At 62.1% G+C, this 23441-nt stretch carries 22 protein-coding genes and 2 pseudogenes; 16 read left to right on the forward strand and 8 right to left on the reverse strand.

Annotation, left to right across the window (positions count from 1 at the left end; genetic code table 11):
• Positions 1 to 612 precede the first annotated feature (612 nt).
• From RHIBR816_RS38150 to RHIBR816_RS37800, 5 genes are all read left to right on the forward strand, one after another.
• Positions 613 to 783, forward strand: coding sequence for a hypothetical protein (locus RHIBR816_RS38150; protein WP_018240608.1), 171 nt, complete (start codon positions 613 to 615; stop codon positions 781 to 783).
• Positions 784 to 973: 190 nt separating this feature from the next.
• Positions 974 to 2026 (forward strand): DUF3991 and toprim domain-containing protein, encoded by a 1053-nt coding sequence (locus RHIBR816_RS0131695; RefSeq protein WP_026187663.1) that lies wholly within the window; start codon positions 974 to 976, stop codon positions 2024 to 2026.
• A 66-nt stretch (positions 2027 to 2092) separates the two neighbouring features.
• Positions 2093 to 2698: a DUF1419 domain-containing protein gene (locus RHIBR816_RS0131700; protein ID WP_018240609.1), complete on the forward strand. Its 606-nt coding sequence runs from the start codon at positions 2093 to 2095 to the stop codon at positions 2696 to 2698.
• A 10-nt stretch (positions 2699 to 2708) separates the two neighbouring features.
• Complete coding sequence (locus tag RHIBR816_RS0131705) at positions 2709 to 3110, forward strand: DUF3085 domain-containing protein (protein WP_018240610.1); 402 nt, start codon at positions 2709 to 2711, stop codon at positions 3108 to 3110.
• Between the two features lie 90 nt (positions 3111 to 3200).
• On the forward strand, positions 3201 to 8303 hold the full coding sequence (locus tag RHIBR816_RS37800) for a helicase-related protein (protein WP_018240611.1): 5103 nt from the start codon (positions 3201 to 3203) through the stop codon (positions 8301 to 8303).
• A 271-nt stretch (positions 8304 to 8574) separates the two neighbouring features.
• Here RHIBR816_RS37800 and RHIBR816_RS34945 read toward each other — a convergent pair whose 3' ends face one another.
• Complete coding sequence (locus RHIBR816_RS34945; RefSeq protein ID WP_018240612.1) at positions 8575 to 10278, reverse strand: phospholipase D-like domain-containing protein; 1704 nt, start codon at positions 10276 to 10278, stop codon at positions 8575 to 8577.
• A gap of 375 nt (positions 10279 to 10653) precedes the next feature.
• Between RHIBR816_RS34945 and RHIBR816_RS0131720 the strand changes: the two genes are divergently transcribed.
• Positions 10654 to 12450 carry a ParB N-terminal domain-containing protein gene (locus RHIBR816_RS0131720; protein ID WP_018240613.1) on the forward strand — a complete coding sequence of 599 codons (1797 nt, stop codon included), beginning with the start codon at positions 10654 to 10656 and terminating at the stop codon, positions 12448 to 12450.
• 93 nt (positions 12451 to 12543) lie between these two features.
• Entirely contained in the window at positions 12544 to 13017 is a 474-nt protein-coding gene (locus RHIBR816_RS0131725) for a hypothetical protein (protein ID WP_018240614.1), read from the forward strand.
• 337 nt (positions 13018 to 13354) lie between these two features.
• Here RHIBR816_RS0131725 and RHIBR816_RS36820 read toward each other — a convergent pair.
• Positions 13355 to 13441: pseudogene (locus RHIBR816_RS36820) on the reverse strand (PhnA protein); the annotation flags it as partial.
• Positions 13442 to 13890: 449 nt separating this feature from the next.
• On the opposite strand from RHIBR816_RS36820, the gene RHIBR816_RS0131735 reads away from it, so the two are divergent.
• From RHIBR816_RS0131735 to RHIBR816_RS0131745, 3 genes are all read left to right on the forward strand, one after another.
• A complete protein-coding gene (locus RHIBR816_RS0131735; RefSeq protein WP_018240616.1) occupies positions 13891 to 14478 on the forward strand; it encodes a hypothetical protein in 588 nt (195 codons plus the stop codon).
• Between the two features lie 298 nt (positions 14479 to 14776).
• Entirely contained in the window at positions 14777 to 15703 is a 927-nt protein-coding gene (locus RHIBR816_RS0131740; protein ID WP_018240617.1) for an ArdC family protein, read from the forward strand.
• A 628-nt stretch (positions 15704 to 16331) separates the two neighbouring features.
• Positions 16332 to 16643 carry a DUF736 domain-containing protein gene (locus RHIBR816_RS0131745; RefSeq protein WP_026187664.1) on the forward strand — a complete coding sequence of 104 codons (312 nt, stop codon included), beginning with the start codon at positions 16332 to 16334 and terminating at the stop codon, positions 16641 to 16643.
• 127 nt (positions 16644 to 16770) lie between these two features.
• Here RHIBR816_RS0131745 and RHIBR816_RS0131750 read toward each other — a convergent pair.
• A pseudogene (locus RHIBR816_RS0131750) lies at positions 16771 to 17013 on the reverse strand (ATP-dependent DNA ligase); the annotation flags it as partial.
• Positions 17014 to 17128: 115 nt separating this feature from the next.
• On the opposite strand from RHIBR816_RS0131750, the gene RHIBR816_RS38155 reads away from it, so the two are divergent.
• From RHIBR816_RS38155 to RHIBR816_RS34955, 5 genes are all read left to right on the forward strand, one after another.
• Positions 17129 to 17266, forward strand: a complete 138-nt coding sequence (locus RHIBR816_RS38155) for a hypothetical protein (protein WP_018240620.1) — start codon at positions 17129 to 17131, stop codon at positions 17264 to 17266.
• A 50-nt stretch (positions 17267 to 17316) separates the two neighbouring features.
• Positions 17317 to 17493 carry a hypothetical protein gene (locus tag RHIBR816_RS38160; RefSeq protein ID WP_198294199.1) on the forward strand — a complete coding sequence of 59 codons (177 nt, stop codon included), beginning with the start codon at positions 17317 to 17319 and terminating at the stop codon, positions 17491 to 17493.
• 72 nt (positions 17494 to 17565) lie between these two features.
• On the forward strand, positions 17566 to 18084 hold the full coding sequence (locus RHIBR816_RS38165) for a thermonuclease family protein (RefSeq protein ID WP_198294200.1): 519 nt from the start codon (positions 17566 to 17568) through the stop codon (positions 18082 to 18084).
• 321 nt (positions 18085 to 18405) lie between these two features.
• The gene (locus RHIBR816_RS38170) at positions 18406 to 18579 is read left to right on the forward strand and encodes a hypothetical protein (RefSeq protein WP_198294201.1); all 174 of its coding nucleotides are present in this window, start codon (positions 18406 to 18408) and stop codon (positions 18577 to 18579) included.
• A 394-nt stretch (positions 18580 to 18973) separates the two neighbouring features.
• The gene (locus tag RHIBR816_RS34955; RefSeq protein WP_018240625.1) at positions 18974 to 19159 is read left to right on the forward strand and encodes a hypothetical protein; all 186 of its coding nucleotides are present in this window, start codon (positions 18974 to 18976) and stop codon (positions 19157 to 19159) included.
• Between the two features lie 34 nt (positions 19160 to 19193).
• On the opposite strand, the gene RHIBR816_RS0131780 is transcribed toward RHIBR816_RS34955, so the two are convergent.
• The 3 genes from RHIBR816_RS0131780 to RHIBR816_RS0131790 form a co-directional block, all read right to left on the reverse strand.
• Entirely contained in the window at positions 19194 to 19490 is a 297-nt protein-coding gene (locus RHIBR816_RS0131780; protein ID WP_018240626.1) for a WGR domain-containing protein, read from the reverse strand.
• Between the two features lie 126 nt (positions 19491 to 19616).
• On the reverse strand, positions 19617 to 20309 hold the full coding sequence (locus RHIBR816_RS34960; RefSeq protein ID WP_018240627.1) for an HAD family phosphatase: 693 nt from the start codon (positions 20307 to 20309) through the stop codon (positions 19617 to 19619).
• A gap of 219 nt (positions 20310 to 20528) precedes the next feature.
• Entirely contained in the window at positions 20529 to 20807 is a 279-nt protein-coding gene (locus tag RHIBR816_RS0131790) for an HU family DNA-binding protein (protein ID WP_018240628.1), read from the reverse strand.
• A gap of 271 nt (positions 20808 to 21078) precedes the next feature.
• Here RHIBR816_RS0131790 and RHIBR816_RS0131795 point away from each other — a divergent pair, with 271 nt between their 5' ends.
• Positions 21079 to 21300 (forward strand): hypothetical protein, encoded by a 222-nt coding sequence (locus tag RHIBR816_RS0131795; RefSeq protein WP_026187666.1) that lies wholly within the window; start codon positions 21079 to 21081, stop codon positions 21298 to 21300.
• Between the two features lie 10 nt (positions 21301 to 21310).
• On the opposite strand, the gene traG is transcribed toward RHIBR816_RS0131795, so the two are convergent.
• Both traG and traD read right to left on the reverse strand, forming a co-directional pair.
• The gene (gene traG / locus RHIBR816_RS0131800) at positions 21311 to 23233 is read right to left on the reverse strand and encodes a Ti-type conjugative transfer system protein TraG (RefSeq protein WP_018240630.1); all 1923 of its coding nucleotides are present in this window, start codon (positions 23231 to 23233) and stop codon (positions 21311 to 21313) included.
• Positions 23226 to 23441, reverse strand: coding sequence for a type IV conjugative transfer system coupling protein TraD (traD, locus tag RHIBR816_RS0131805; RefSeq protein ID WP_018240631.1), 216 nt, complete (start codon positions 23439 to 23441; stop codon positions 23226 to 23228). The genes traG and traD overlap by 8 nt, the downstream gene beginning before the upstream one ends.

Below are 23441 nucleotides of genomic sequence, written 5' to 3' on the forward strand. Positions count from 1 at the left end.
CTCTTTCGTCTGGGTTCGGCAAGGGAGCCCAGGTCGGGCAGTGGCACGCGACAGGCGCCTGGCTCTCCCACCAGGGGAACGTGTTGCCGGAGCGCTGTCGCACGATCCGGACATTGTATGCATCTCTCTAGACGCGGCTGCAGGATCGAACAGGACCGGACCTATACCGATGCGTCTATCGCTGGGGCCTTGGCCGGAATCGACATGGTCGGTCTAAGTGCCGATTTCCACGTCTGCGGAGCAAAAAGCGGCCTGGACGACATCGCTTTCCTCAAGCTTAAGCGCAGCAAACCCCCTATGGCGGAATAGGCCCATTGGCCGAGCAGATGATCGGCTGCGGGCATCGACCACCCAACAGGGCGTCGGGAATACCCTTTCAGCAACGAACTCGGAAAACCGTGCGCAACGATGGAGCCTCAACCGGAGCAGTTCTATCCCGCTTCTTTGGGATGGCGTCCTGGCCCGGTTCCGGATCTTCCACGATCAACCCGCGAGGGGTCCGTGCGCCAAGCTGCGGCCGCTGCCGCTTCGCGTTGCGGTGATCGCGCCCGTAACCGGGCCTTTTGAGGAGCCATCGAGCGGGAATTGGCCCGCTCCGAAGGAGCCTCTCAAATGTCGCACGATCTCTCGCTCGCCCAGTCCTACGCATTCCAGCTCTCCCGCGACCTGATGGTCCCGGTGACCCTCTTCTCCATCGACGGCGAATACGGCGTCCTTCCTTCCGACGAAATCGACGCCGACGACGATCTTGAGATCGTTCTCGAGTACACGCCTTGGCATTGAGCCGGCCACAAAGTCTTCGGCGTGCCGCTTGCGAGCGGTACGCCGCAAGGGAGGCTTCGCCGCTGCCGACCTTGCATGATTCACCAAATTGTCAGCCGCGCCCTTGCGGCCTTTGCTCTTCGCGGCCGCTCAAGCGGCGGACGGATTGAGGTGACGAATTAGAGGCGATCGTTTTCGCGATCGGAAGAGAATGAAGAGACGAGAGATAGAGGCGCTGCGCGACGAGGTTAGCTGCGCAGCGGTGCTGGAACAGGCCGGTTTTGCCATCGACGCCAAGGAAAGCACCCGGCGGGCGGTGAAGTTTCGACGGGGCGGCGAGATCATTATCGTTACGCATGAGGGGCGCGGATGGTTCGACCCGCTCAGCGATGCGAAGGGTGATATCTTCGGGCTCGTCCAGCATCTCGATCACGTCAGTTTCCTCCAGGGCGTCGAAAAGATCGCGGATCTCGTCGGGTTCAAAATCTCCGCGCCCGAGTGGCAGCCTCGGATCCCCAACGACCAATTGGACCTTTCTCTTCGCGACCGTTGGCAGGCGCGACGCCGCCCTTGGCCAGGGTCATCCGCGTGGCGCTACCTGCATGACGAGCGCTGCCTGCCGACGGCTCTCATTCGCACGGCGATCAAACGCAACCTTCTTCGCGAAGGTCCACATGGCAGCATATGGGCCGCCCATACGAACCAGGCCGGCGTCGTGACCGGCTGGGAGGCGCGCGGTCCGCAATATCGGGGATTTGCCTCCGGAGGCGCGAAGATTCTTTACCGCCTGGGATCCCGGCCTGCGGTGCGCCTGGCCGTCACGGAAGCCGCGATCGACGCCATGAGTCTCGCGGCGATCGAGGGATTGCGTGACGGCACACTCTATCTCAGCACCGGTGGCGGCTGGTCGCCGACCACGGCAGCGGCGCTTGGCGAGCTGGCCTCCCGTCCCAACGTCCAACTCGTGGCCGCGACCGACGCCAATCCTCAAGGCGATATGTTCGCCGAGCGGTTGCGCGCGCTTGCCGACGAGACCGGCTGCGACTGGACGCGGCTCCGCCCCCCCGAGGAGGACTGGAACGAGACTTTGAAGGCCGCAACGGAGCAGAGCAAAGAGAGAAGGAAAGGAGAGAGCGGAAAGGAGGAGAATGAGCAGTGCCGCATGCGCGCCGCCCGCGTCAAGGGAGGCTTCGCCCGGCTTAAGCCGGCCCTGGACCCGGCCTGCCGCGACGTCGGCGGGTCGGAAGGGGTCATGAAGGACTGAAGAGGATGGCGAAGTCGAGAGGACTATGCCGCGCTTCGGCCCGAAAACCCGCGCAAGGAGCCGCAGATGACCTCTTCTCCCGCAATTCGCAAGGTGTTTCAGGGCGTCGCAAGCCGCCAGCAGATGTTTCGCATGTTCGATCGCCACGTCCAGCGGCCCGATCGATGGGACGGTGACGCAACGCCGCTCTACGCCGGCGATTGGTTCGAGATCGCCGAGGCCGAGCACGATCACATGTTCGAGATCCTGCCGCCGCTCTGGATCCGCGGCTCGATGTTCGCCATGCGCGAGTTCCTGACCGGCTCGGTGACGAGCGTATTCTTCGCGCTCCGGATCGATGAGGCGATGCGCTATTTCCACGGCTACTGCGATCTTTCAGACAGGGCATTTGTGGAGACCATGCGCATCGCGATCATCGAACGCGAGAGCCGTCCGGTTCGCGCCATGACTCGCGAGGAGCGCCTTGAGCATATCTGGAGCGCGACGACCGACGACTATCGCGCGTATGCCGACCAGCGTTGGCCAGAGGCGACGCAAGGCAAGCGTACGGTTCTCGTTCATGGCGGCGAAGAGGTTAGCTTCCTGAAGCTCTTGGAAGACCTCACCGACGACGAGATCGCCGCCAAGCTGCCGGTGCAGCTACGCCACCTCCCCTCTCCGATTGCCGCATGAGGAGATTGCCATGCTCACCTTCCCCCTTGCATCGGTGCGCGAGGTGATCGCGCGCGGCCGCGCCGATGCAGACACCAATGGCGGTTATCGCAATCCCTATTACGGCTTCAGGCCCGGCAAAGATGAACGGCCGGGTGTCTGGCTGGTCGGAGACAATGGGGTCTACCTTCTATCGAACGGCAAGCTTGCCGACGGTGCAAAAGCCCTCGTCGTCTATGCCGAAGAATGCGATCCCGCCAGCAATGACGACTGGTTCGAGGTCAAGCGCGGGACCTTCGGCGGCGACGACGGTGTCGACTTCATCGATGCCGCACAGCTCGAGGCGATGATGGCGGCGAGCCCCGGCGCCACGCACCTTCGCATCGTCTTCACGTCTGGCACCATGCAGCTGTTCATGGTCGAGCGCGACTAGCGCTCGGCTGTCCTGTTTCACCCCTCCACGTCCCGTCTGCCGTCCTCCACGACAGGACGACGACGCTTGCCCGCTCATAAGGAGTTTTCGATGAGCAATAATGATCCCTTCACCCTCGATATCTTTGCCGGCGGCGCGCTGTCCGCAGGTCTTGGGTTCGGCGTCACCGCGTTCGGCGGTTTTGCTGCCAATGACGACGATCCGGAACCGACGCCGCCTTCCCCCGCTCCGGCGCTTCCTTCGCCGGCGGCCATTCGGACGGCGCCACGCAAGCAGGGCCATCGCGCGAACTACTATCTCGACGATGGCGACCGTGGCCTGGCCGCGACCTGGAAGGAACGGGCGCGCAAGAATGTCGCGGCCATCCTGACCGCCGACGAGATCGAAAAGCAGGATCGGTCCGCAACGCGTGACGAGCAGGCGAGGCTGATCCGCTTCACCGGTTTCGGCAGTTCGGATCTGGCGAACGGCATGTTTCGCCGACCGGGCAAAAGCGACTTCCCAAACGGCTGGGAGGATCTCGCCGGTTCGCTGGAGGCGTCGGTCACGGAGACCGACTATGCGTCGCTTGCGCGCTGCACCCAATATGCCCACTTCACGCCCGAATTCATCGTCCGAGCGATCTGGGCAGGCCTGCAGCGGCTCGGCTGGCGCGGCGGCCGGGTGCTGGAACCGGGGATCGGGACGGGCTTGTTTCCGGCGCTGATGCCGGTCGGGTATCGCGATACCAGCTACGTCACCGGTGTCGAACTCGATCCGGTCACGGCCCGTATTGCCCGTCTGCTGCAGCCACGGGCACGCATCGTCAACGGCGACTTCGCGCGTACCGACCTTTCTGCGATCTACGATCTTGCCATTGGCAATCCGCCCTTCTCCGATCGCACGGTTCGCTCCGACCGGCAATACCGCTCGCTTGGTCTCAGGCTGCATGATTATTTCATCGCGCGGTCAATCGATCTTTTGAAACCCGGTGCGCTCGCCGCCTTCGTCACCAGTGCCGGCACGATGGACAAGGCTGACGGCAAGTGCCGGGAGCACATTGCCACAACTGCTGACCTGGTCGCCGCCATCCGCCTTCCCGAGGGCAGCTTCCGGCGGGAGGCCGGCAGCGACGTTGTCGTCGACATCCTGTTCTTTCGCAAGCGCAAGGCGGGCGAAGCCGAAGGCGATCTTGCCTGGCTTGATCTGGAAGAAGTCCGCCCAGGCACGGCGGAGGAAGGACCGATCCGCGTGAACCGTTGGTTCGCGGATCATCCGGATTTCTTGCTCGGCTCTCATGCTCTCACCACGGGGCCGTTCGGCGAGACCTATACCTGCCTGCCATGCGCCGGCGAAAGCGTGGAGACGGCGCTCGATGCTGCCGTTCAGCGTCTTCCCGAGGGCATCTACGATGGCGAGCCGACCGAAATCAATGTGGATCTTGAGGAGGAGCTGGCGGAAATCGTCGACCTCCAACCCGACAGCACGCGGATCCGTGAAGGCAGCTACTTCGTCGACAACAGGCACGGCCTCATGCAGATGATTGACGGCGCACCGGTCACGGTTCAGGTCCGCAAGGGCCGCGGCGCTGACGGCATTCCGGAAAAGCATGTCCGGATCATCAAAAAACTCGTCCCGATCCGAGACGCGGTGCGCGAGGTGCTGAAAGCCCAAGAAGCAAACCAGCCTTGGCGCCACTGCCAGGTGCGGCTGCGCATTGCCTGGTCGAGTTTCGTGCGCGACTTCGGACCAATCAATCATACGACGGTCTCGATCACCGAGGACGAGGATACCGGTGAGGTTCGCGAGACCCACCGTCGCCTGAACCTTGCTCCCTTCCTCGACGACCCGGATTGCTGGCTGGTGGCCTCGATCGAGGACTACGATCTCGAAACCGATACCGCCAGGCCCGGGCCGATCTTCTCCGAGCGCGTCATCGCGCGCCCTGCCCCGCCAGTGATCACCAGCGCCGCCGATGCGCTCGCCCTCGTGCTTAACGACCGTGGCCATGTCGACCTCGATCATATCGCCGAACTTCTGCATCGCGACACCGATGCGGTTTGCGACGAACTTGGCGACACGATCTTTCGCAATCCCGCCGATGGCTCCTGGCAGACCTCGGACGCTTATCTCTCCGGCGCAGTTCGCACGAAACTCGCCACCGCGGAAGCCGCGGCCGAGCTCGATCCCGCTTATGAGCGCAATGTCCAAGCGCTCCAGGCCGTGCAGCCCGCCGATTTAAGCCCGTCGGACATCACCGCACGGCTTGGCGCGCCATGGATTGCGGCGACCGATATCGTCGCCTTCGTGCACGAGACGATGGGTGCCGAGATCAGAATCCATCACATGCCGGAACTCGGCTCCTGGACCGTCGAGGCGCGACAACTCGGATGGACGGCCGCCGGCACATCCGAATGGGGCACCGACCGCCGGCATGCCGGCGAGCTGCTCGCTGATGCGCTGAACAGCCGCGTGCCCCAGATCTTCGACGTCTTCAAGGATGCAGACGGCGAGCGGCGCATTCTGAACGTCGTCGACACCGAGGCCGCCCGCGACAAGCTGCAGAAAATCAAGACGGCCTTCCAGAACTGGGTCTGGACCGACCCGCACCGCACCGACCGGCTGGCGCGGGTCTATAATGACCGCTTCAACAATATCGCGCCTCGAAAGTTCGATGGCTCTCATTTGAAGCTTCCCGGCGCCTCTGGCGCCTTTGTTCTTTATGGGCACCAGAAACGCGGCATCTGGCGGATCATCTCGTCCGGCTCCACCTATCTCGCTCACGCCGTCGGCGCCGGCAAGACGATGACGATGGCAGCGGCAATCATGGAGCAGCGCCGGCTCGGGCTGATCGCCAAGGCGATGCTGGTCGTTCCCGGTCATTGCCTGGCCCAGGCGGCCCGCGAATTCCTGGCGCTTTATCCGACCGCCCGCATTCTCGTCGCCGACGAGACGAACTTCACCAAGGACAAGCGGGCCCGCTTCCTGTCGCGCGCGGCGACGGCGAGCTGGGATGCGATCATCATCACGCACTCCGCTTTTCGGTTCATCGCCGTGCCATCGGCATTTGAGCAGCAAATGATCCAGGACGAACTCGAACTCTACGAGGATCTTCTCACCAAGGTCGACAGCGAGGATCGCGTCTCGCGCAAACGGCTCGAGCGGCTGAAGGAGGGTTTGAAGGAACGGCTGGAAGCGCTGTCGACCCGCAAGGACGATCTGCTGACGATCTCGGAGATCGGCATCGACCAGATTATCGTCGATGAGGCGCAGGAATTCCGCAAGCTTTCCTTCGCCACCAACATGTCGACCTTGAAAGGCATCGATCCGAACGGCTCGCAGCGTGCCTGGGACCTCTACGTCAAGTCCCGGTTCATCGAGACGAAGAACCCCGGCCGCGCTTTGGTTCTCGCATCCGGCACGCCGATCACCAACACGCTCGGCGAGATGTTTTCGGTGCAACGGCTGCTCGGCCACGCCGAACTGGCCGAGCGCGGCCTGCACGAATTCGACGCCTGGGCCTCGACCTTCGGCGACACCACCACGGAACTGGAGATCCAGCCGTCCGGCAAGTACAAGCCCGTCAGCCACTTTGCCTCCTTCGTCAACGTGCCGGAACTGATCGCGATGTTCCGCAGTTTCGCCGACGTGGTGATGCCCGAGGATCTCCGCGCATACGTCAAGGTGCCTGATATCTCGACCGGCCGCCGGCAGATCCTGACGGCCAAGCCGACGCAGGCCTTCAAGAACTACCAGACGATCCTCGATGCCCGCATCAAGGCGATCGAATTGCGCGAGGGGCCAGCGCAGCCCGGCGACGACATCTTGCTCTCGGTCATTACCGATGGGCGCCATGCGGCCATCGACTTGCGCCTCGTCGATCCGGCCAATGACAACGAGCCGGACAACAAACTCAACCTGCTCGTCCAGAACGCCTATCGCATCTGGCAGGAGACGTCACAAAGCAGGTTTGTGCGACCGGATGGCAAACCCTTCGATCTGCCCGGCGCCGCACAGATGATCTTCTGCGATCTCGGCACGATCAATGTGGAGAAGAAAAGAGGTTTTTCCGCCTACCGCTGGATCAGGGACGAGCTCGTCCGCCTGGGCGTTCCGGCATCCGAAATCGCCTTCATGCAGGACTACAAGAAGACCGAGGCGAAGCAGCGTCTGTTCGCCGACGTTCGCGCCGGCAAGATCCGCCTCCTGGTCGGCTCGTCGGACACGATGGGTACCGGCGTCAATGCCCAACTCCGTCTCAAGGCGCTGCATCACCTCGACGTCCCGTGGTTGCCCTCGCAGATCGAACAGCGCGAGGGCCGGATCGTGCGCCAGGGCAACCAGCATGACGAGGTCGATATCTTTGCCTATGCCACCCAAGGCTCGCTCGACGCCTCGATGTGGCAGAACAACGAACGCAAGGCGCGCTTCATTGCCGCGGCACTCTCTGGCGATACCTCGATCCGCCGGCTGCAAGATCTCGGCGAAGGGGCTGCAAACCAGTTCGCCATGGCAAAGGCGATTGCGAGCGGCGACGAACGGCTGATGCAGAAGGCCGGGCTCGAGGCCGATATTGCTCGTCTCGAAAGGCTGCGCGCTGCCCACGACGACGACCAGTATGCCGTTCGCCGCCAGATCCGCGACGCCGACCGCGACAAGGAGATTTCGATCCGGCGCATCTGCGAGATCGGCAAGGACATCGAGCGCTGTATTCCGACGGCTGGCGATGCTTTCGTGATGACGGTCAAGGGCGACGCTTACGACGAGCGCAAGCTTGCCGGCCGCGCGCTGATGAAGGAAATCCTCACGCTCGTGCAGTTGCAGCAGGAAGGTGAAGTGGCCATCGCGGCGATCGGTGGCTTCGAACTCGTCTATCACGGCGAGCGGTTCGGTAGGGGCGATGGCTATCACTACGCCACCCTGCTTCAGCGTACCGGCGCAACCCAGGAGCTCGATCTCGCCGTCACCGTGACGCCGCTCGGCGCGGTGTCCCGGCTCGAACATGCGCTCGACGGTTTTAACGAGGAACAGGAGCGCTATCGGCATCGCTTGCACGAGGCGGAGCGGCGTCTTGTCTCCTACCGCGCGCGCGAGGGCGGCGTGTTCGCATTCGCGGATGAACTTGCCGACAAGCGCCGGCAGCTTCGGGATGTCGACGAGGCCCTTGCAGCCGCGGTGCGCGAGGAAACGGCAGACGCGTCAGAGGCAGCCTGACGTTACGGCATGGGTCGCTCAGGTTCGCGGCATGGTTTTAGAAGCAGCGCAGCATGCGCATAGCTGCATTGCACAATAAATGTCTTCCGTCTGGTCAAAAAACGTCCATAATGCACACAGTTGATGCATATGGCGGCCTCTCCTCCCAGTGCCGCCGCAGCAGCTGTTCCCCTCTGGAGGTTTATTGACCTTCACACTTCATGGGCCGCGGTTTCCGCTGGCCCATTTCTTTGTTCCGGTCGGGCTCCGTTGCATTTCTCCGGACGCAGCCTCAAGCCTCCGGACGCCAGAAGGCCAACATCCGCTTTGTTTCCCCATTCGTGCGCCGGCGCTGCCACTTGGGATCGCGCGACAGATATTGAAAGGGATCTCTGTCTTCCCGCTCGGCTTCTTCCAGATAAGCCCGCCAGCGGTAATGGTTGTATGTCTGCACCGCATTGATCGCGTAGTGCATCGCAATCTCCCTGTGACCGCGGATCACGATGAAGTTCTCGTCGTTGTCGCGGCTCGCGGCCTTCGAAAAGTTGTGCGATCCCGTGACCACGATGGGATCGTCGCTGAACGGGTCGATCACCAGGACCTTGGAGTGCGTGATGGCATGGCCGATGCTGTTCCTGAACTCGTTCGCGGTTCCTTCGACCGCCCACCGGCCGACGGACATGTCCACGCCCGTGGCCTGGGCGGTATCGAGAAAGAACTGTTCGGGAACCTGCTTCAGCAATTTGAAGTCTTCGAGCCCGTTGCTTGTCAATTGCGTCGCCACCCCGCGAACATAGAGACCCTTCTCGCTCTGCATACGAAGGAGGGTGCGCACCGGTTCGTTGCCCGGCTGGAACATGACGAAGAAAATGCCTTGACGCGCGCCCTTCACGAGTTCGATCAGTTCCTTGATATCGATCTCTCTGCTGAGCTTGGAAAACCAGCTGTCGACCTTGGCTGCACCAAGCGCAATGTCGCGCTTCGGACTGTTATTGGAGTCCAACAGGTCGTCCGTGAAGCCGTTGCCGGCGCCTTTGAGGAGCTCGAACTGCGCCTCGAAACGCTGAGCGAGCTCAACATTCTCGATGAGGATGCCGTTGTTGAGCTGCGTGCAGAGGCCGGTGGGCGTCCAGTTGAAGCTGCCGGTCCATACCTTTGCGGCATGAAACAAGTCTCCCTCCCGCTCGCCGATAACGACGAACTTGTTATGCGCAAGACCGTCCGGCGCCAGCAACCTGTCATGTACGATGCAGCCCGCGCCGTTCAGGCGGGCGCGAGCGTCGGCGTTTTCGTCGTCGCCATCGTGCTTGACGCTCCCGTTCGCAAGAACGATATGCGCGCGATTGCCGATGGCGGCGAGGCCGTCGAGTAGTTCCTCATCGCTGAGTTCGTAGAGGGCTGCGTGAAGCTCGAGTTGAGGGGTATGCTCCACCTCGCTCATCATGGCGAGAACGGTTTCGCGAAGCGTCCCGCCGAGAAAATTGCGAACGCTGCGGTCCACTTCCTCGCTGATAATGACGGCTTTTTCCTTGAGCTCCTGAAGGGTGATCCCCTTCTCCTTCATGTAGCGCGCCATGAACTGGGAGAGGACAAAACCTCTATTGAAATGAACGCTGACGCCGTCGCCGCAATCGGCCGTCAGCCGCAGTGTCGGCGACCAGTCGCTCGCCGGTCCGTCCGTCAATTTTCCATCAGGTCCGACGACCCGCGCAATGACGCGGTAGGATATGACGTCTCCGAGATCGGCGGCATGATCGGTCCAGTCGTAGCGTTGAAACGGCCATATGTCGGACGGGCGCGACCTGTAGCGTTCCCCATGCCGATCGAGTTCGACATCGTCCTCGAACCCGACGCGGTTGGACAGGAATTTCGGCTCCGCATCGCCTCGCTTGCATTGGATTGCAAAGCCCAGGCAACCGGCGATGTCTTCTGGATGTGACCACACCAGGTGTACATCGTCGGCATTCGAAAACACTTTCAATGCGATCGCAGACATCAAACCCTCCCCTTGTTCGATCCAAGCGGATCGCAAGCACCATCGTCACTCAGAATATAGGCAAGGAATAGTTGTGCGCGTGTGACACTTTCGAAGCGGATTGAAAGCGGGAATAAGGAAAGAAGAAGCGGAGAAGGGAAGAACCCGTCGCAGACCGGTCAGCCCGGCGCCGCTGACGCTCAACCGCGCCGCTCGCAATCCCGGCCACTCGTCCTTCGCAGGGCAGTCAGCCCCGCTCGTCCTTCGCGGCAGGGATGCTCGACCGCAGTTGCGCCCGGCCGCCCGCTCCGCGGTTCGGGAGGTGTCTTCGGGAAAGAACGAAGGCAGGAAGGACCGGCAAAGGCCGGGTCCCATATCCCTGAAAGGAGCATCCCAATGCAACTCATGAAAGTCGACCCGCGTGCACTGAAGGATAATCCCGACAACACCCGCCAGTCGAAGTCGACGCCGCAGGCGGACGCCCTGCTGCTGGCAACGATCAAGGCCGTCGGCGTGATCCAGCCGCCCGTCATTTTCCCGGAAGCCGGCGGCAATGGTTACATCATCGAAGCCGGTCACCGCCGCACCCGCATGGCGATCGCCGCCGGCATCGAGGAAATCGACGTGATCGTCGTTGAGGCAGCCAACGACAATGGCGCCATGCGCTCCATGATCGAGAATATCGCCAGGGAACCGCTCAATCCTATCGACCAATGGCGCGGCATAGAACGCCTTGTGGCCCTGGGATGGACCGAAGAAGCGACTGCCGTAGCCCTTGCTCTGCCCGTTCGCCAGATCCGCAAGCTTCGCCTTCTCGCCAACGTGCTGCCAGCGATGCTCGACCACATGGCCAGGGGCGACATGCCGAACGAGAACCAGCTCCGCACCATCGCGGCGGCCCCGCTCGACGAGCAGAAGGAAGTCTGGAAGGCGAACAAGCCGAAGAAGGGCGAGGCAGCGTCCTGGTGGGCGATCGCCAACGGTCTCACCAAGACCCGGATGTACGCCCGGGACGCCAGATTCGGCGACGACCTCCGGCAGGCCTATGGCATCGCATGGGCCGAGGACCTCTTCGCGCCGGCGGATGAGGACAATCGCTACACGACTGATGTCGAAGCCTTCCTGGGCGCCCAGCAGGAATGGATGAGCAGCAACCTTCCGAAGAATGGTGCCATTGTCGAGGTCAACAATTGGGGTCAGCCGCATCTCCCGGCGAAGGCCGAACGCGTCTACGGCAAGCCAGGCAAAGGCGATTGCACGGCTATGTATCTCGACCGCGACGGCAAGATGCAGACCGCCCACTACCGGATGCCCGAGACCAGGAAGGCGAAGGGCAAGGGCGATACGGCCGCGCCTGGTTCTGACGATGCGAACGTCATCGACGTCGCACCGAAGTCACGGCCGGATGTCACGCGGGCAGGTTTCGACATGATCGGTGACTTCCGCACCGACGCCCTGCACGAAGCGCTTGCCCGGGCGCCGATCGACGACGATAGGCTGATGGCGATGCTGGTTCTCGCCTTCGCCGGCCAGAATGTCTCGGTCGACTCCGGCTCGGAAAGGTCGCAGCACCTCTACGGCTGCAGGCGCCTCGCACGTCACGCCGTCCGGCTGATCGGTGAGAGCGGCAAGCTCGTATTCGACATCGATACGCTTCGCGCGGTTGCAAGATTGACGCTGATCGATGCTCTTTCGGCGCGCACCAATCGGAGCGATAGCGGCATCGTCGCCCGCATCGCCGGCGATGCCGTCGGCGCCGACAACTATCTCCCGAACATGGGGACGGAAGAGTTCCTGTCATGCCTGTCGCGGGCGTCGCTGGAAGCGTCGGGCACGCGGGTGAGTGTTCTGCCCCGTACTCGGGTGAAGGACACGCGAGCCGCCCTTGTCGAGCATTTCCAAGAAAAGCGCTTCGTGCATCCAGCGGCGCTGTTTGCTCCCGACGATGCGAAACTGGCCGAGTGGCTCGCCAGGAATATGGAGGAGGTCGGCGACGACGACGAACCCGGTGAAGAGCCGGTCGGCATCACTGAGGATGGCGCGCCAGCTCCGTCGATCGAGGTCGACAGCGAGATCAGCCGTGAGACTAAGGATACGGCCGAGGCCGAAACGGTCGAGCCGGCCCTGCCCGAGGAGCAGGCCGACGCGGACGATGACGACCTCGACACCGCATACGGGATCGCGGCCGAATAGCCATCTTCCTTCCCTTTAGGACCCATTTTCGCCGCCGGCCACCATCGGCGGCGGTTTTGTTTCCAGCAATTGCCAAAATCAAGGAGAGCATGCATGCCCGCATCGCTGATCTATGATCTCGCCCCGATCGGTTCCATCGTCAGCTGGTCCGACGGCACCCCGCGCCCACCGGAACGCTTCAAAAAGAAACTCGCCGCCTGGCAGACCCGCAACAGCCGAGGGCGGCTGATCCGCAGGGAAGGTCCGCGTCAGATCGGCAACTATTCCTCGCCGGAATATTTCACGCTCCATGAGGCGGACTTCGGCGACAGGAATGTCGTCGTCATGCGCGTTCATCGCACTTTCGGACTCGACTCCGACCTGACGTTCAAGGTCATCGAACGTCCGCCGACGGGATCGGTCCGCATCTTCGACCGGGCTGGTCCGTCGCGCGAGCTTGTTCACCTCGCCGAAAACCATGAAGCTGCCGGAGTGTGGCTACAGCTGCACGGCTATCCCGGCGCAGTCCTTGAGCCTGTAACGGCCGACGAAATCGCCGCCCATCACGTCGAAGGGAGGACCGCATGATACGCAACCGTCTCGCATGGAAGCGGCGCGGCACCAGCTCGATCTGATCGACCGGCAGATCATGCGGCGGATGTCGGGCTGTTATTCCGCTGCTCGGCCGCCCTTAGCCGCAGAAGAGGAGCAGGCGCCCCAAGCTTATGCCGCCGAGCACGGCCGGCGATGGAAGAGCGTCCTGAACCATCTCTGGATGGGCGGTCCGCATATGACGATGGTGGATCGTTGCGCCGTCTGCGCAATTCGCACGGTCCGTCCCGGCTGCAGTCCCATCGAAGCCGCATCCCAGGGAACGACCGGATTCCGGGCATCGGCCGCACGTGCCGCGAACCGGAGTTGCCGGTCAGCGCCTGCGGACGAACTCGGTGCGCAAGACCAACCCCTTGATCGCGTCATGCCCGCATTCGATCTCCTCAGGATTGTCGGTAACCGGATCGACCTCAGCCATGCTCTCGGCGTCTGCCAAAACCGTGAGCCCTGTATCTAGCAAGTGCCATAAAATCAAATCGGGCCAGCATCGGCTGAACCCGGTCGGACTGTTGCGTCGGCTGCTGGAGGGCTTCCTATTCGGTGGTTCCTGTGTGTCGAACCAGTTCCTTGCCGGTCTGCCCTTCGGTTTTGCTGCGGTCTGAACCGGCGGCCGTGCGTTTCAAGGCCGCTATCGCGCCGCGGGGCGGCCGGACCGCGCCGTCCTCGGCAAAGCAGGTCCGCGCGCGGCGCGAGGTCGGGATGACCTGCTTTCGCGCATACCTGCTTTGCTCGTCCTGGCGGGCCCGGACCCTGATACGCCCGTCTTCCGCCGGCTCCTTCCGACCGCACCGAAGGGCAGTCCGGCAAGGGCCGGAACCGCTTCGGGGGAAACCATGAAAGGAAGAGCCCATGGCCAAGCCCGCAACCCAATCCCGCCATTCAGCCCGCGTTATGCAGCTTCGAAAGGGGGCCACGATCGATATGGTCCGGCTCACCTGCCCGGACGCCGCCCAGGCGATGGCGATCGCCGAAAGCTTCGGGACGGCGGTGATCGACGGCGCCGGGATCCGTGACCTGCACGAGCGCCTTATCGTCAACACGGCCGACAGTCTTTCCGACGGGCTCGGCGAACGGGCGATGCAGATCCATCTCCAACGTATCGTCGGCGCTTATGTCGGGTCCGCGCACGGGGCGGGCCAGTTCTACTCCCGCGCGGTATCCGAAGCCCGGGACGCCACGGCGAAGGCGGCCAATAATGCCCGCGACGAGGATCTCGACGGTCCGGTCGGTTACGACAGTGCCGCCCAGCGCAAACGCGAATTCGCCGCCGACATGGGCGTTCAGGCCCATGCGCTCTGCATGGCGGCCGAAGGCGCCGTCGCCGCTTACGAGCAAGTTGTCGGCGAGGTCTGGAAGCCGTTCGACCGCCCGGTCGACAACCCCAGCGCAACACTCGACCGCAAGGCGGCCGAAGAGCAGATGGCGGCGCTTGGCTGATCTGCTTCCGGCGGGGCCGCGGCCCCGCCTTTTTTCTACTCCGACCGATTGCTGGCTCCTCCTAGCCAGCCGTTTCGCGTGTCAAGGGAGAGGAAACAAGAAGCGAGCAGTTCAGGCGCCGCCGCGAGCCCTGTCCGGCTTCGGTCCTGCCGGGGCCGGGAATTAAGCCGCAAGGGCTTTGCCCTCCTCCACTCACGTTCCGGCGCTTGTCCAGCGTGCGGCTTCCTCGGTCCCCCGGCCTTCGGATCGCCGTGACGGGCCGCGATTGGCGCGACGTCTTTAAATGGAGGTTTGAAAAATGAGCAGGAAGCAGGAGAGCCAGCGTGCTGACATCTATAGCCGGATCACGGATCGGATCGTCGAGGATCTGGCATGCGGCGTGAAACCCTGGATGAAGCCCTGGCATGAGAGCAATATGCAGGGCCGGATTACCCGCCCGCTCCGGCACAACGGACAGCCCTATTCCGGAATGAACGTCCTTCTGCTTTGGTCGGAAGGCATCGCCCGAGGCTTTGCCTCACCGATGTGGATGACGTTCAAGCAGGCGTTGGAACTGGGCGCGGCGGTCCGCAAGGGCGAGACCGGCTCTATCGTCGTCTTCGCCAGCCGTTTTACCAAGACGGAAACCGACGGCAATGGAAGCGAGGTCGATCGCGAGATCCCGTTCCTGAAGGCGTACACGGTCTTCAATGTTGAGCAAATTGAAGGCCTGCCGGAGCATTATCATCACTGGCAGACACCGGTTTCCGATTCTGTCGCGCGGATCGAGATCGCCGATCGCTTCTTCCGAAACACCGGCGCCATGATTCGCCATGGCGGAAACCAGGCCTTCTTTGCGCCTGCCGCCGATCTCATTCAGATGCCGGTGTTCGAGACCTTCAAGGACGCGGCAAGCTACTATGCGACTTTGAGCCATGAGGCTTGCCATTGGACGGCGCCGGCGCATCGCATTGGTCGCGATCTCAGCCGCTATGCCAAGGACAAGACGGAGCGTGCGCGCGAGGAATTGATCGCCGAGCTCGGCAGTTGTTTCCTGTGTGCCGATCTCGGGATTGCGCCAGAGCTCGAGCCTCGGCCCGATCACGCGTCTTACCTCGCCTCGTGGTTGCGCGTACTTGCCGACGACAAGCGGGCCATCTTCCAGGCCGCGGCGCATGCGCAACGTGCTGTCAGCTTCCTGCACGGTCTTCAGCCCGGTCAAGCCGAGGAGACAGCGGCTGCCTAGCACCAATCAGGGTCGGTCGTTGTCCCCGCCAACGGCCGACAGCTCTTTCGGATCTCTTTCGGTGAGGGCGTCCTGATGAGGCATGAGATCAACCTTCCCCCAGATCGCCGGTCGGTGGGTTTGAGCTTTCGGGACTGCTTGGTTTCGACGATAAACGGCTTGTCTGCCGACGCATGAATCCTCCAGGGGACGAATCGCGAGCACGACGATATCGCGTCAGTTCAAAAGGCAACTGCACGGCGGGAGGGGTGGTCCCTCCGATGTCGACGCCGCGACATGGAGACCAGGCGACGGATTTGCCCCTGCGCTGTACCGGCACGGCGACTTGGCGGGGCTCGCCATCACCATGTTCCTTCGATCCGCTGTGTTAGGCCACTCCCCCGCGGGCTCGATGAGGCATGTCTGATCGGAGTGCGGCTTCGCCTCGATCGTCCTCCCGCAACGGCCATCCAAAACTTTCTTCCCCTGAGCGCTCGGGCGCTCATTCCTCGCGGGACAACAAAGTTTCTTCCGGCCGCCCTCCACTTTGTTTCGGCCCCCTGGGGGTGCGGTCCGATCGCCACCGATCCTTGCGACAGCCATCGAGGCCGCGATGGGCGCGGCCCGAAACAACGAAAGGAACTTGGACATGGCAACCATCGGCACCTTCACCTCCACCGAAAACGGCTTCAGTGGCTCGATCCGCACGCTCGCACTCAACGTCAAGGCCCGCATCGCCCGCATCGAGAACCCCTCCGACAAGGGCCCGCACTTCCGCATCTACGCGGGCAATGTCGAGCTAGGTGCGGCCTGGCAGAAGCGCTCGGCTGAGACCGACCGCGACTACCTCTCGGTCAAGCTGGACGACCCGAGCTTCCCCGCTCCGATCTACGCAACGCTCGCCGAGGTCGAAGGCGAGGAAGGCTACCAGCTGATCTGGTCCCGCCCCAACCGGGATTGATTGAGATGGACGAGGCCCCGCCGCAAGGCGGGGCCAAACAACCGTGTCGAAGCAGCCGAACGCGGGCATCGAACCCGCTTCCGTCGACGACTCACTCAGCCAATCCGGGCGCCGGCATGATCGGCCGCTTGGCGATGATGCCTCCCAGACCGTGCGTGCAGGCAACACGGTAGAACTCCGTCCCTTCAGCCTGCACCCCTTCCGCTAGGCGAATTGCGCCGTCGCGGCCGTCGACGATCGGCTCCAGCAGCCGCCGGCGTGCTCGCAACGGAAACCGGCGAAGGTCGCGGCCGTTAAGATAGAGCAGATCGAAAGCGAAAAAGACGATAGCGCCAGCCTCGTAGGCTGCCGACCGCTTCCCGCGCTGCAGCCGCATTGCCACAAAGGTACCACTTCGAGCTTGAAGCACACTGGGAGCTCTTGTCACTCTAATTGGAGTCAGATGTTCGAAGCGCAGTTCGGCAGTCGCCGAAGAGGCAGTGCCAATGAGCGACGAAACCGGCGCCGCAGTCTTGCCGCGTCGGGACGACCTCCTCTACGTCCTCTACTACAAGCATCCGGGGCGCCTGACATGGGGCTCATGCGGCTTCGCGATCGGCAAAGCTTCTCCGAATTCGCGTTGACGCCGAGTGGTTGCAAGCGATAGATCGGCCATGGGATGGTGGGCGCAACAATGACCGAAGAACAGCGCGAAGCTGCCGACAGCCTTTACGAGGCAATGCGGATTTTCAACGATGCCGTTCGCAATGCGGCTTATCGTGGCTTGCACGTCGAACTGCAGATAGTCGAGATGCGTATGAGCGAGGGTCCAACACCAGTTCCGCAGGTGAGTGCTGCTGCACGTCTCTAAGCCACGCCGCAGGCGAGACCTCTTCTTTTTCTGCCTGCTGTCTTAGCCATCGGCATCGCCCCACTCTCCCCTGTGTTTGCCAACGAGCCGGTGATTGGCCACGCAACCATCATCGACGGCGATAAAGGCGAGCGCATCCGTCTGCATGGCGTCGACGCACCGGAGAACTGGAACGCTGCGAGGATGGCGACGGCGGCATCTACCGCTACGGCAAAGAGGCGGCATTCGCACTCGAAAAATTCCTGGCAGCTTGCCGCCCTACCGTGCTGCGAGTTCCTCGAGCGCGGCCGCAACGACCGTTTCGTCGGCGTGTGCTTCCGCGCCGACGGCCGCGAGGTCAGCCGATGGTTCGTCGAGAACGCCAACGCGGTGGATTCGGAAAGGCACAGAAAGGGTGCCTATGTTGGCGCACAGGAAGGCGCGCGGTCGCAGCGTCAGTATCTGGCGCAGCAAGTTCCAGTTGCCTTGCCAAGCGCGAGCCGAGCATTCAACCGACGCGATGCCCGAACGTTTGCATCGCAACGCGCCATCGTCCCGCACGGGTGGATGCCGCGGAGAACCCCAGGGCGATCCTCAAGGAGAAGAAGCTGACGGAACTGCAGCAGCCCGCCGTGGGCGAGAGCTGCGGCGGATATTCGATATCGAGGTGGTAGGCGGCTGAACTCCTGGAAATACGGTCGCGACCCCTGGGTCGGGGCCGCGGGTTCACTTCTTTCTGCCGTCCCATTCTACGGCTACTCAGCCCGCGTCAAGGACGAGCGTGGGCCCCCGGTTTTATCTCCGCTCCGGGTCTCTGGGCTCCGACAAAACCGGCACCCCACTCGCCGGATCTGCCGGTCGCGTTCCGCGATCCCTGACACGCGCTTCGTGCGCACGTGGCCCCTTTGACGTCATCAAAAGGGGACGATCAACATGACCACTATCGATCAAATCAACGAATTACGCGCCGAGCTTCGGAGCTGCTATTTCACCAAGGAAGAACGGGCCGCGGCCGAAGCCGAAATGGCGGCCCTGATTGCACAGGCGCAAGCTGAGGCCGAGCAGTTCGTGCGTGACATCCAAGCTTTCGCCGCTGACCTCGAATGAGTCGGCGGCAAAGCGAGAGGGGTAAGCCCCTCTCGTTTTTTCCGCCATTGGATTCAACTTTTCATTTGACTGTCAAGGATAACCCGCCTCGAGCTGAAGAACGCATACGATCTCACCGATTGAAATACATCCGGCACGAACCCCTGCTTCGCCGACTGCACTCGCCGGGCAGCGCGGAAACCAACCTGGGCGAACGCACTGTGTTGCGGCTTCCTTCCCCTCGATGCCCCGTCATCGGAATCGGGGATGCTGCAGCCGCTGCGCCACGAAGCAACCCGCCGGCGCCAAAGTTTTCCCCGCCGCCCCTTCCTCAAGATTTAGCCGTCGGCTGGTACTCCCCTATTGCTGCGGCCGTGCCGGTGCAGCGGTCCTTCCGGGTTGAGGCTTTCCCGCAATGACAGCTCATCGCAAGGGGTTCATATATTCGTATCGCCAAGTCCTCACCGTCACCGGCCGGCGCCTCGGCACCCTCGGAAAGGTCGCCAGCCACGTCTTCCGAAAGGGCAAGCTCGGTCTGAAGCTCACGATCAAGATTCGCTACCTCGTCGAAATCGCGATCGCCTTCGTCGGCGCCGACTAGGCATGTGCGCCCCTGGAGATGGTCAGGAAATGCCCTATCGGCGTCTGGGCAGCACTGGCCTATAGCCACGCGACCGCTTCTTGCATAAGAGCGCGAGAAACAGCTCTACCGCATCTTCTTCCCGGTCGAAATAATGGATCATTTGGTGACCACCCGTGGAACCGATGCGCCCCCATCGCCGTATCAAACAGGCATCGCCGAACAAGGTCGGCTCAATCGACATGGCATAATAACGAGCCATGTTCTTCGAGGGTTCCGTTCGTTCGACGTAGAGATGGTAGGGTTGCGAAATCATACCGAGAGAGTCGGAGATTTGCACGCCAGCGTCCAACGAGACTTATGAATCGATGATGCCGGATCGATTCATGTTGGTGATAGGACGTTCGGGAAGACGCCTTCGGGGCATGGCCCATCGATGCGACCGGAGCCCGTAAGTGTCTCCGCCTTTTCTAATTGATCACACTGAGGGCACCGTTGACGCGTCCATCCCAGTGTTACCATCGCGAAGGCCAAGCACGCGGAGCGCCTCATCAAGAGAGGCCGCCTGATGGTGAGCGAGCCGTTCCCGGCTCGGCGCTATGTCCGGCACCTGGATGACTGTCGATATTCCAGCGGCGATTGCTGAACGTATACCAAGGTCACTGTCATCAAGCGCGACACATTGTTCGGGGGATAGACCCAGCCGGCGGGCGCCTTCGATGTAAACACAGGGCGCCGGCTTTCCTTGGCTGACCTGATCGACCCCAACCACAGCATTGACCCGATCGATAAGACCCGCTCGCTCGAGCTTCCACTCCGCCTTCGCCGTCACACTGTTCGTCGCGATCGATCGAGGAAGGCAATTGGCATCGAGGGCATCGAAGAACCTGTGAACGCCTGGTCGAAGCGGCATCTCGTCCTGCATACGACGATCGATGACCCCGTTCCATGCCTCCTCCAAGGCAACACTGTCGAGTTTCGCATCGAGCTCCAGGTTGATGCGGCGGGTGGCTTCATCATGGTCAAGCCCAANAAGCCGATGAAAGAAGCCCTGCTCAACTTCGTAGCCGAATTCTCGCAGTACTTCGGGACCGGTTTCCGCTTGCAGGCGCTCGGTGTCCAAGAGCAGCCCATCCAGGTCGAGAACAACGCCTGCAAATGTCAAAGCCATTTGGATGCTCTTCCGTTAGAGGCGTTCGGTATCAGTGATTACAGCATCTGACCCATGTCGCTCACAAGCTTCCCCGCCGGCTCAGCGATACAAGCCTGAGATGAGACCTTCCACCTAATGCTCTGGCCCAATAACAGCTACGACCGATGTCGGTCGCGCCTCGCATTAAGGAGGCGACCCGATCTGATTCGACCGAGCCGTCTCCGTCGCAGGCGCACATTACTTGTTCATCGCGTCCTTGAGCGCTTTCGCCGGCTGGAAGGTCAACTTCTTCGCGGCAGCCACCTTAATCGTCGCGCCGGTTGCGGGATTGCGCGCATCGCGCTCCGGCGTTTCCTTGACCTTGAACTTCCCAAATTGGGGGATTGACGTCTCGGCGCCCGACGTTGCTGCAGCGGCAACGGCGGCGAATACAGCCTCGACGATGGTCTTGCTCTGCGCCTTCGTCAGGCCGTGGTCAGCGGCGATCTTGTCAGCGATTTCATTGGTGGTCGTCATGATTGGGCCCCTCGTTGTGTTCGCGGAAAGATTTCCACCAGATTCATCCATTGTCACGGCACCGCGGGCGCGCAACCCCCATAATCGCACCCATTTTCCACAACTTGCTGACAGCAATGTAACTTTCCGGCAGCTATCGCCACTCCGCGCGCGTTTCGGGATGTATGAGGTAGTGGCACACGGGTGTATTCGGCGCTGCGGCAAAGGCTCACGCACTGGCGTTTGTCGCGACGGGAATGTATGGGACATGAAAAGACATTCGAAGGTCATCATGAAAGAGACGGTCCAAATCGGAAGCCGCGGCGACTTCGGTCTCTGGGCAATTGAAGTTGCTAAGCACATTGTCAGCGAGCAAGGATTCGAACTTGCGAAGGCCGCGCGTGACGGCACAGAGGATGAGGTCCGTGCGGCCGGTAATGCTTTGGGTCAGGCAATCACAAACGCACTGCTCGAAGTCTATGACGGGCTTCTGGAGGAAGCGGACGCGACTTGAGACAGAGACTTCACCGCTTCTCCGCGCTTTGCGGGAAATGCGCATTTGGTTTCACGCACGTCTTCATGTCTTCGCGCCGAAACCAGATCGCACGACCGCATCTTAGCGGCGCATGGCCGGCGGTAAAGACGATCTGCTCGTCGGCCCGCATGCGCAGCACCTCGTGAGGCTGGATCAGCGGTCTGGCCGCAAGCTGCTTCGAGCGCGTTCGCGACGAACCTCTCGACTGGAAACTGCGGCTGACCTGGTTGATCTCGACCGTAGTCGTGCCGCATCGGCGGGAAATGTAATCGGCAGTCTCCGGATCGTTGATCGCGGCGAAGGAAATCCAGCTGGCGCTCTCGAACCACTTGCTGGCGGCGTCTCGGCCGCCATAGGTCTCGCGCATCTGGCCGATCGACTGGTAGATCATGGTGAGGGTGATTCCATACTTGCGGCCCGCGTCCCGGGCCGTCTCCAGGATCCGCATGTAACCAAGGCGCGCCACCTCATCGAGGAGGAAGAGCGCCTTCTCCTCCATCTCGCCGTTGCGGTTGTAGATCGCGTTCAGAAACGAGCCGATGATGACACGCGCCAGACCTGAATGCGTCTCCAGCGTCTTGAGATCGACGTTGATGAAGACGTCCGTTTTTCCTCCGGCGAGATCACTCGTCGTAAAGGTCGTTCCTGAAACCAGCGCGGCGTAGTTCGGGTAGGATAGCCAGTGCGTTTCCTTGACGGCATTGGCGTAGACGCCCGAGAAGGTTTCCGGGGTCATGTTGACGAAGGCGGCGACGTTCTCCTTCACGAAATCCGAATTTGAATCGTCATAGATTTCCTGCAGCCGCTGTCGCAGCTTGGGTTCCGGCTCGGATAGGTTCTTGCGGACCTGCCGGAGTGTCTGGTCGTTTTCCGTCGTGTGGCCGGACAGGCAAACGTCGGCGATAAGCGCCGTCAGCAATTGCAAGGCCGAGGCGCGGAAGAAGTCATCGCGGACCCCACGCGCGCCACCGCTGTCGCTCATGATCCACGATGCGACGGAGGCGATATCCTCCTCTTTCGTCCCGCCGAAGCGGCCGATCCAGTCGAGCGCGTTGAAGCCGATCTCCGACTTCTTCGGATCAAGTACGAAGACGTCGCGGTTGGCATCGCCACGGTGTTTCGACACCATCGGCGCGACCTCGTTCGAAGGATCGAGGACGACGAGCGCGCCACCCCATTTGAGCGCCGTCGGGACCGTGACTGACGTCGTCTTGAACCCGCCGGAGCCGGCAAAGACAATGCCATGCGAGGAGCCGAATGAGCCATCGAAGCAAAGCAGCGGCGACTTCCCGCCCGCTCCCCACGTCTCGGCACTGTCGGCGCGAAACGATTGGGCCGCGACAATGTCCCTGTCGACCCGGTAACGCTCGCCGATGACGATGCCGCCGGTCTCGGCAAACAGCTTTTCGGCTTGCGACAATTTCATCCAGTCAGCCTCGCCGTGCAAAGCCCGTTTTCCAACGATGCGTTTCGGCTCGGCCTTGGCGAAGGCGGCGTTGCCGGCGATCGCCACGCGCATGCCGAACAGCGCCGACATCAGAACGGCGGCCGCCCCGATCGCCTTCGCGGGATCGAGATAGTTGAAGATGGATTTGCCGGCCGGAACCTGTTCGAGAAACGCGGAGAGCCGCATTGCCTCACGTAGGGCTGCAATAACGAGCGTCGCTGTCGCGCCAGTGACTACGCCCCATCCTGCTGTCCTGATCCTCACCGAGCCGGCGCTCGCAAACAGAAGGACGATGCCGACAAGCGAGGCGAAGACATAAGGCAAAGCGATGCCGGCGCGGCCGAGCATCTGCCGGGCGGCATCCGTCTTGCCGAAGGCGGAGAGCAAGTGTTCGATCCCGGTCATGCCGATGGCCGAAAGTATCATCAAAGCACAGGGTGCAACGAACAGCAGGATCCTAGTCATCGTTTTCTCCAAACGCCTCAACTCCGATTGCGGTGAGCCGTGAGCGCTCCTGTTCGTCTCCCTTCAGCCGCCGGGCGGCATCGATGAGAAGTCCGAGCAGCAGTGCCCGCATCTCGTAGCGCAGCCCCGCCTTAACGATCAGGCCGCCGAGTTCGATCTTTTCGCGCGTGTCCTTCTTGCGGGCGTCGGATGTCGTTGTTCTTCGCAT

The sequence above is a fragment of the Ensifer sp. BR816 genome, from assembly GCF_000378985.1.
GTDB lineage: Bacteria > Pseudomonadota > Alphaproteobacteria > Rhizobiales > Rhizobiaceae > Sinorhizobium.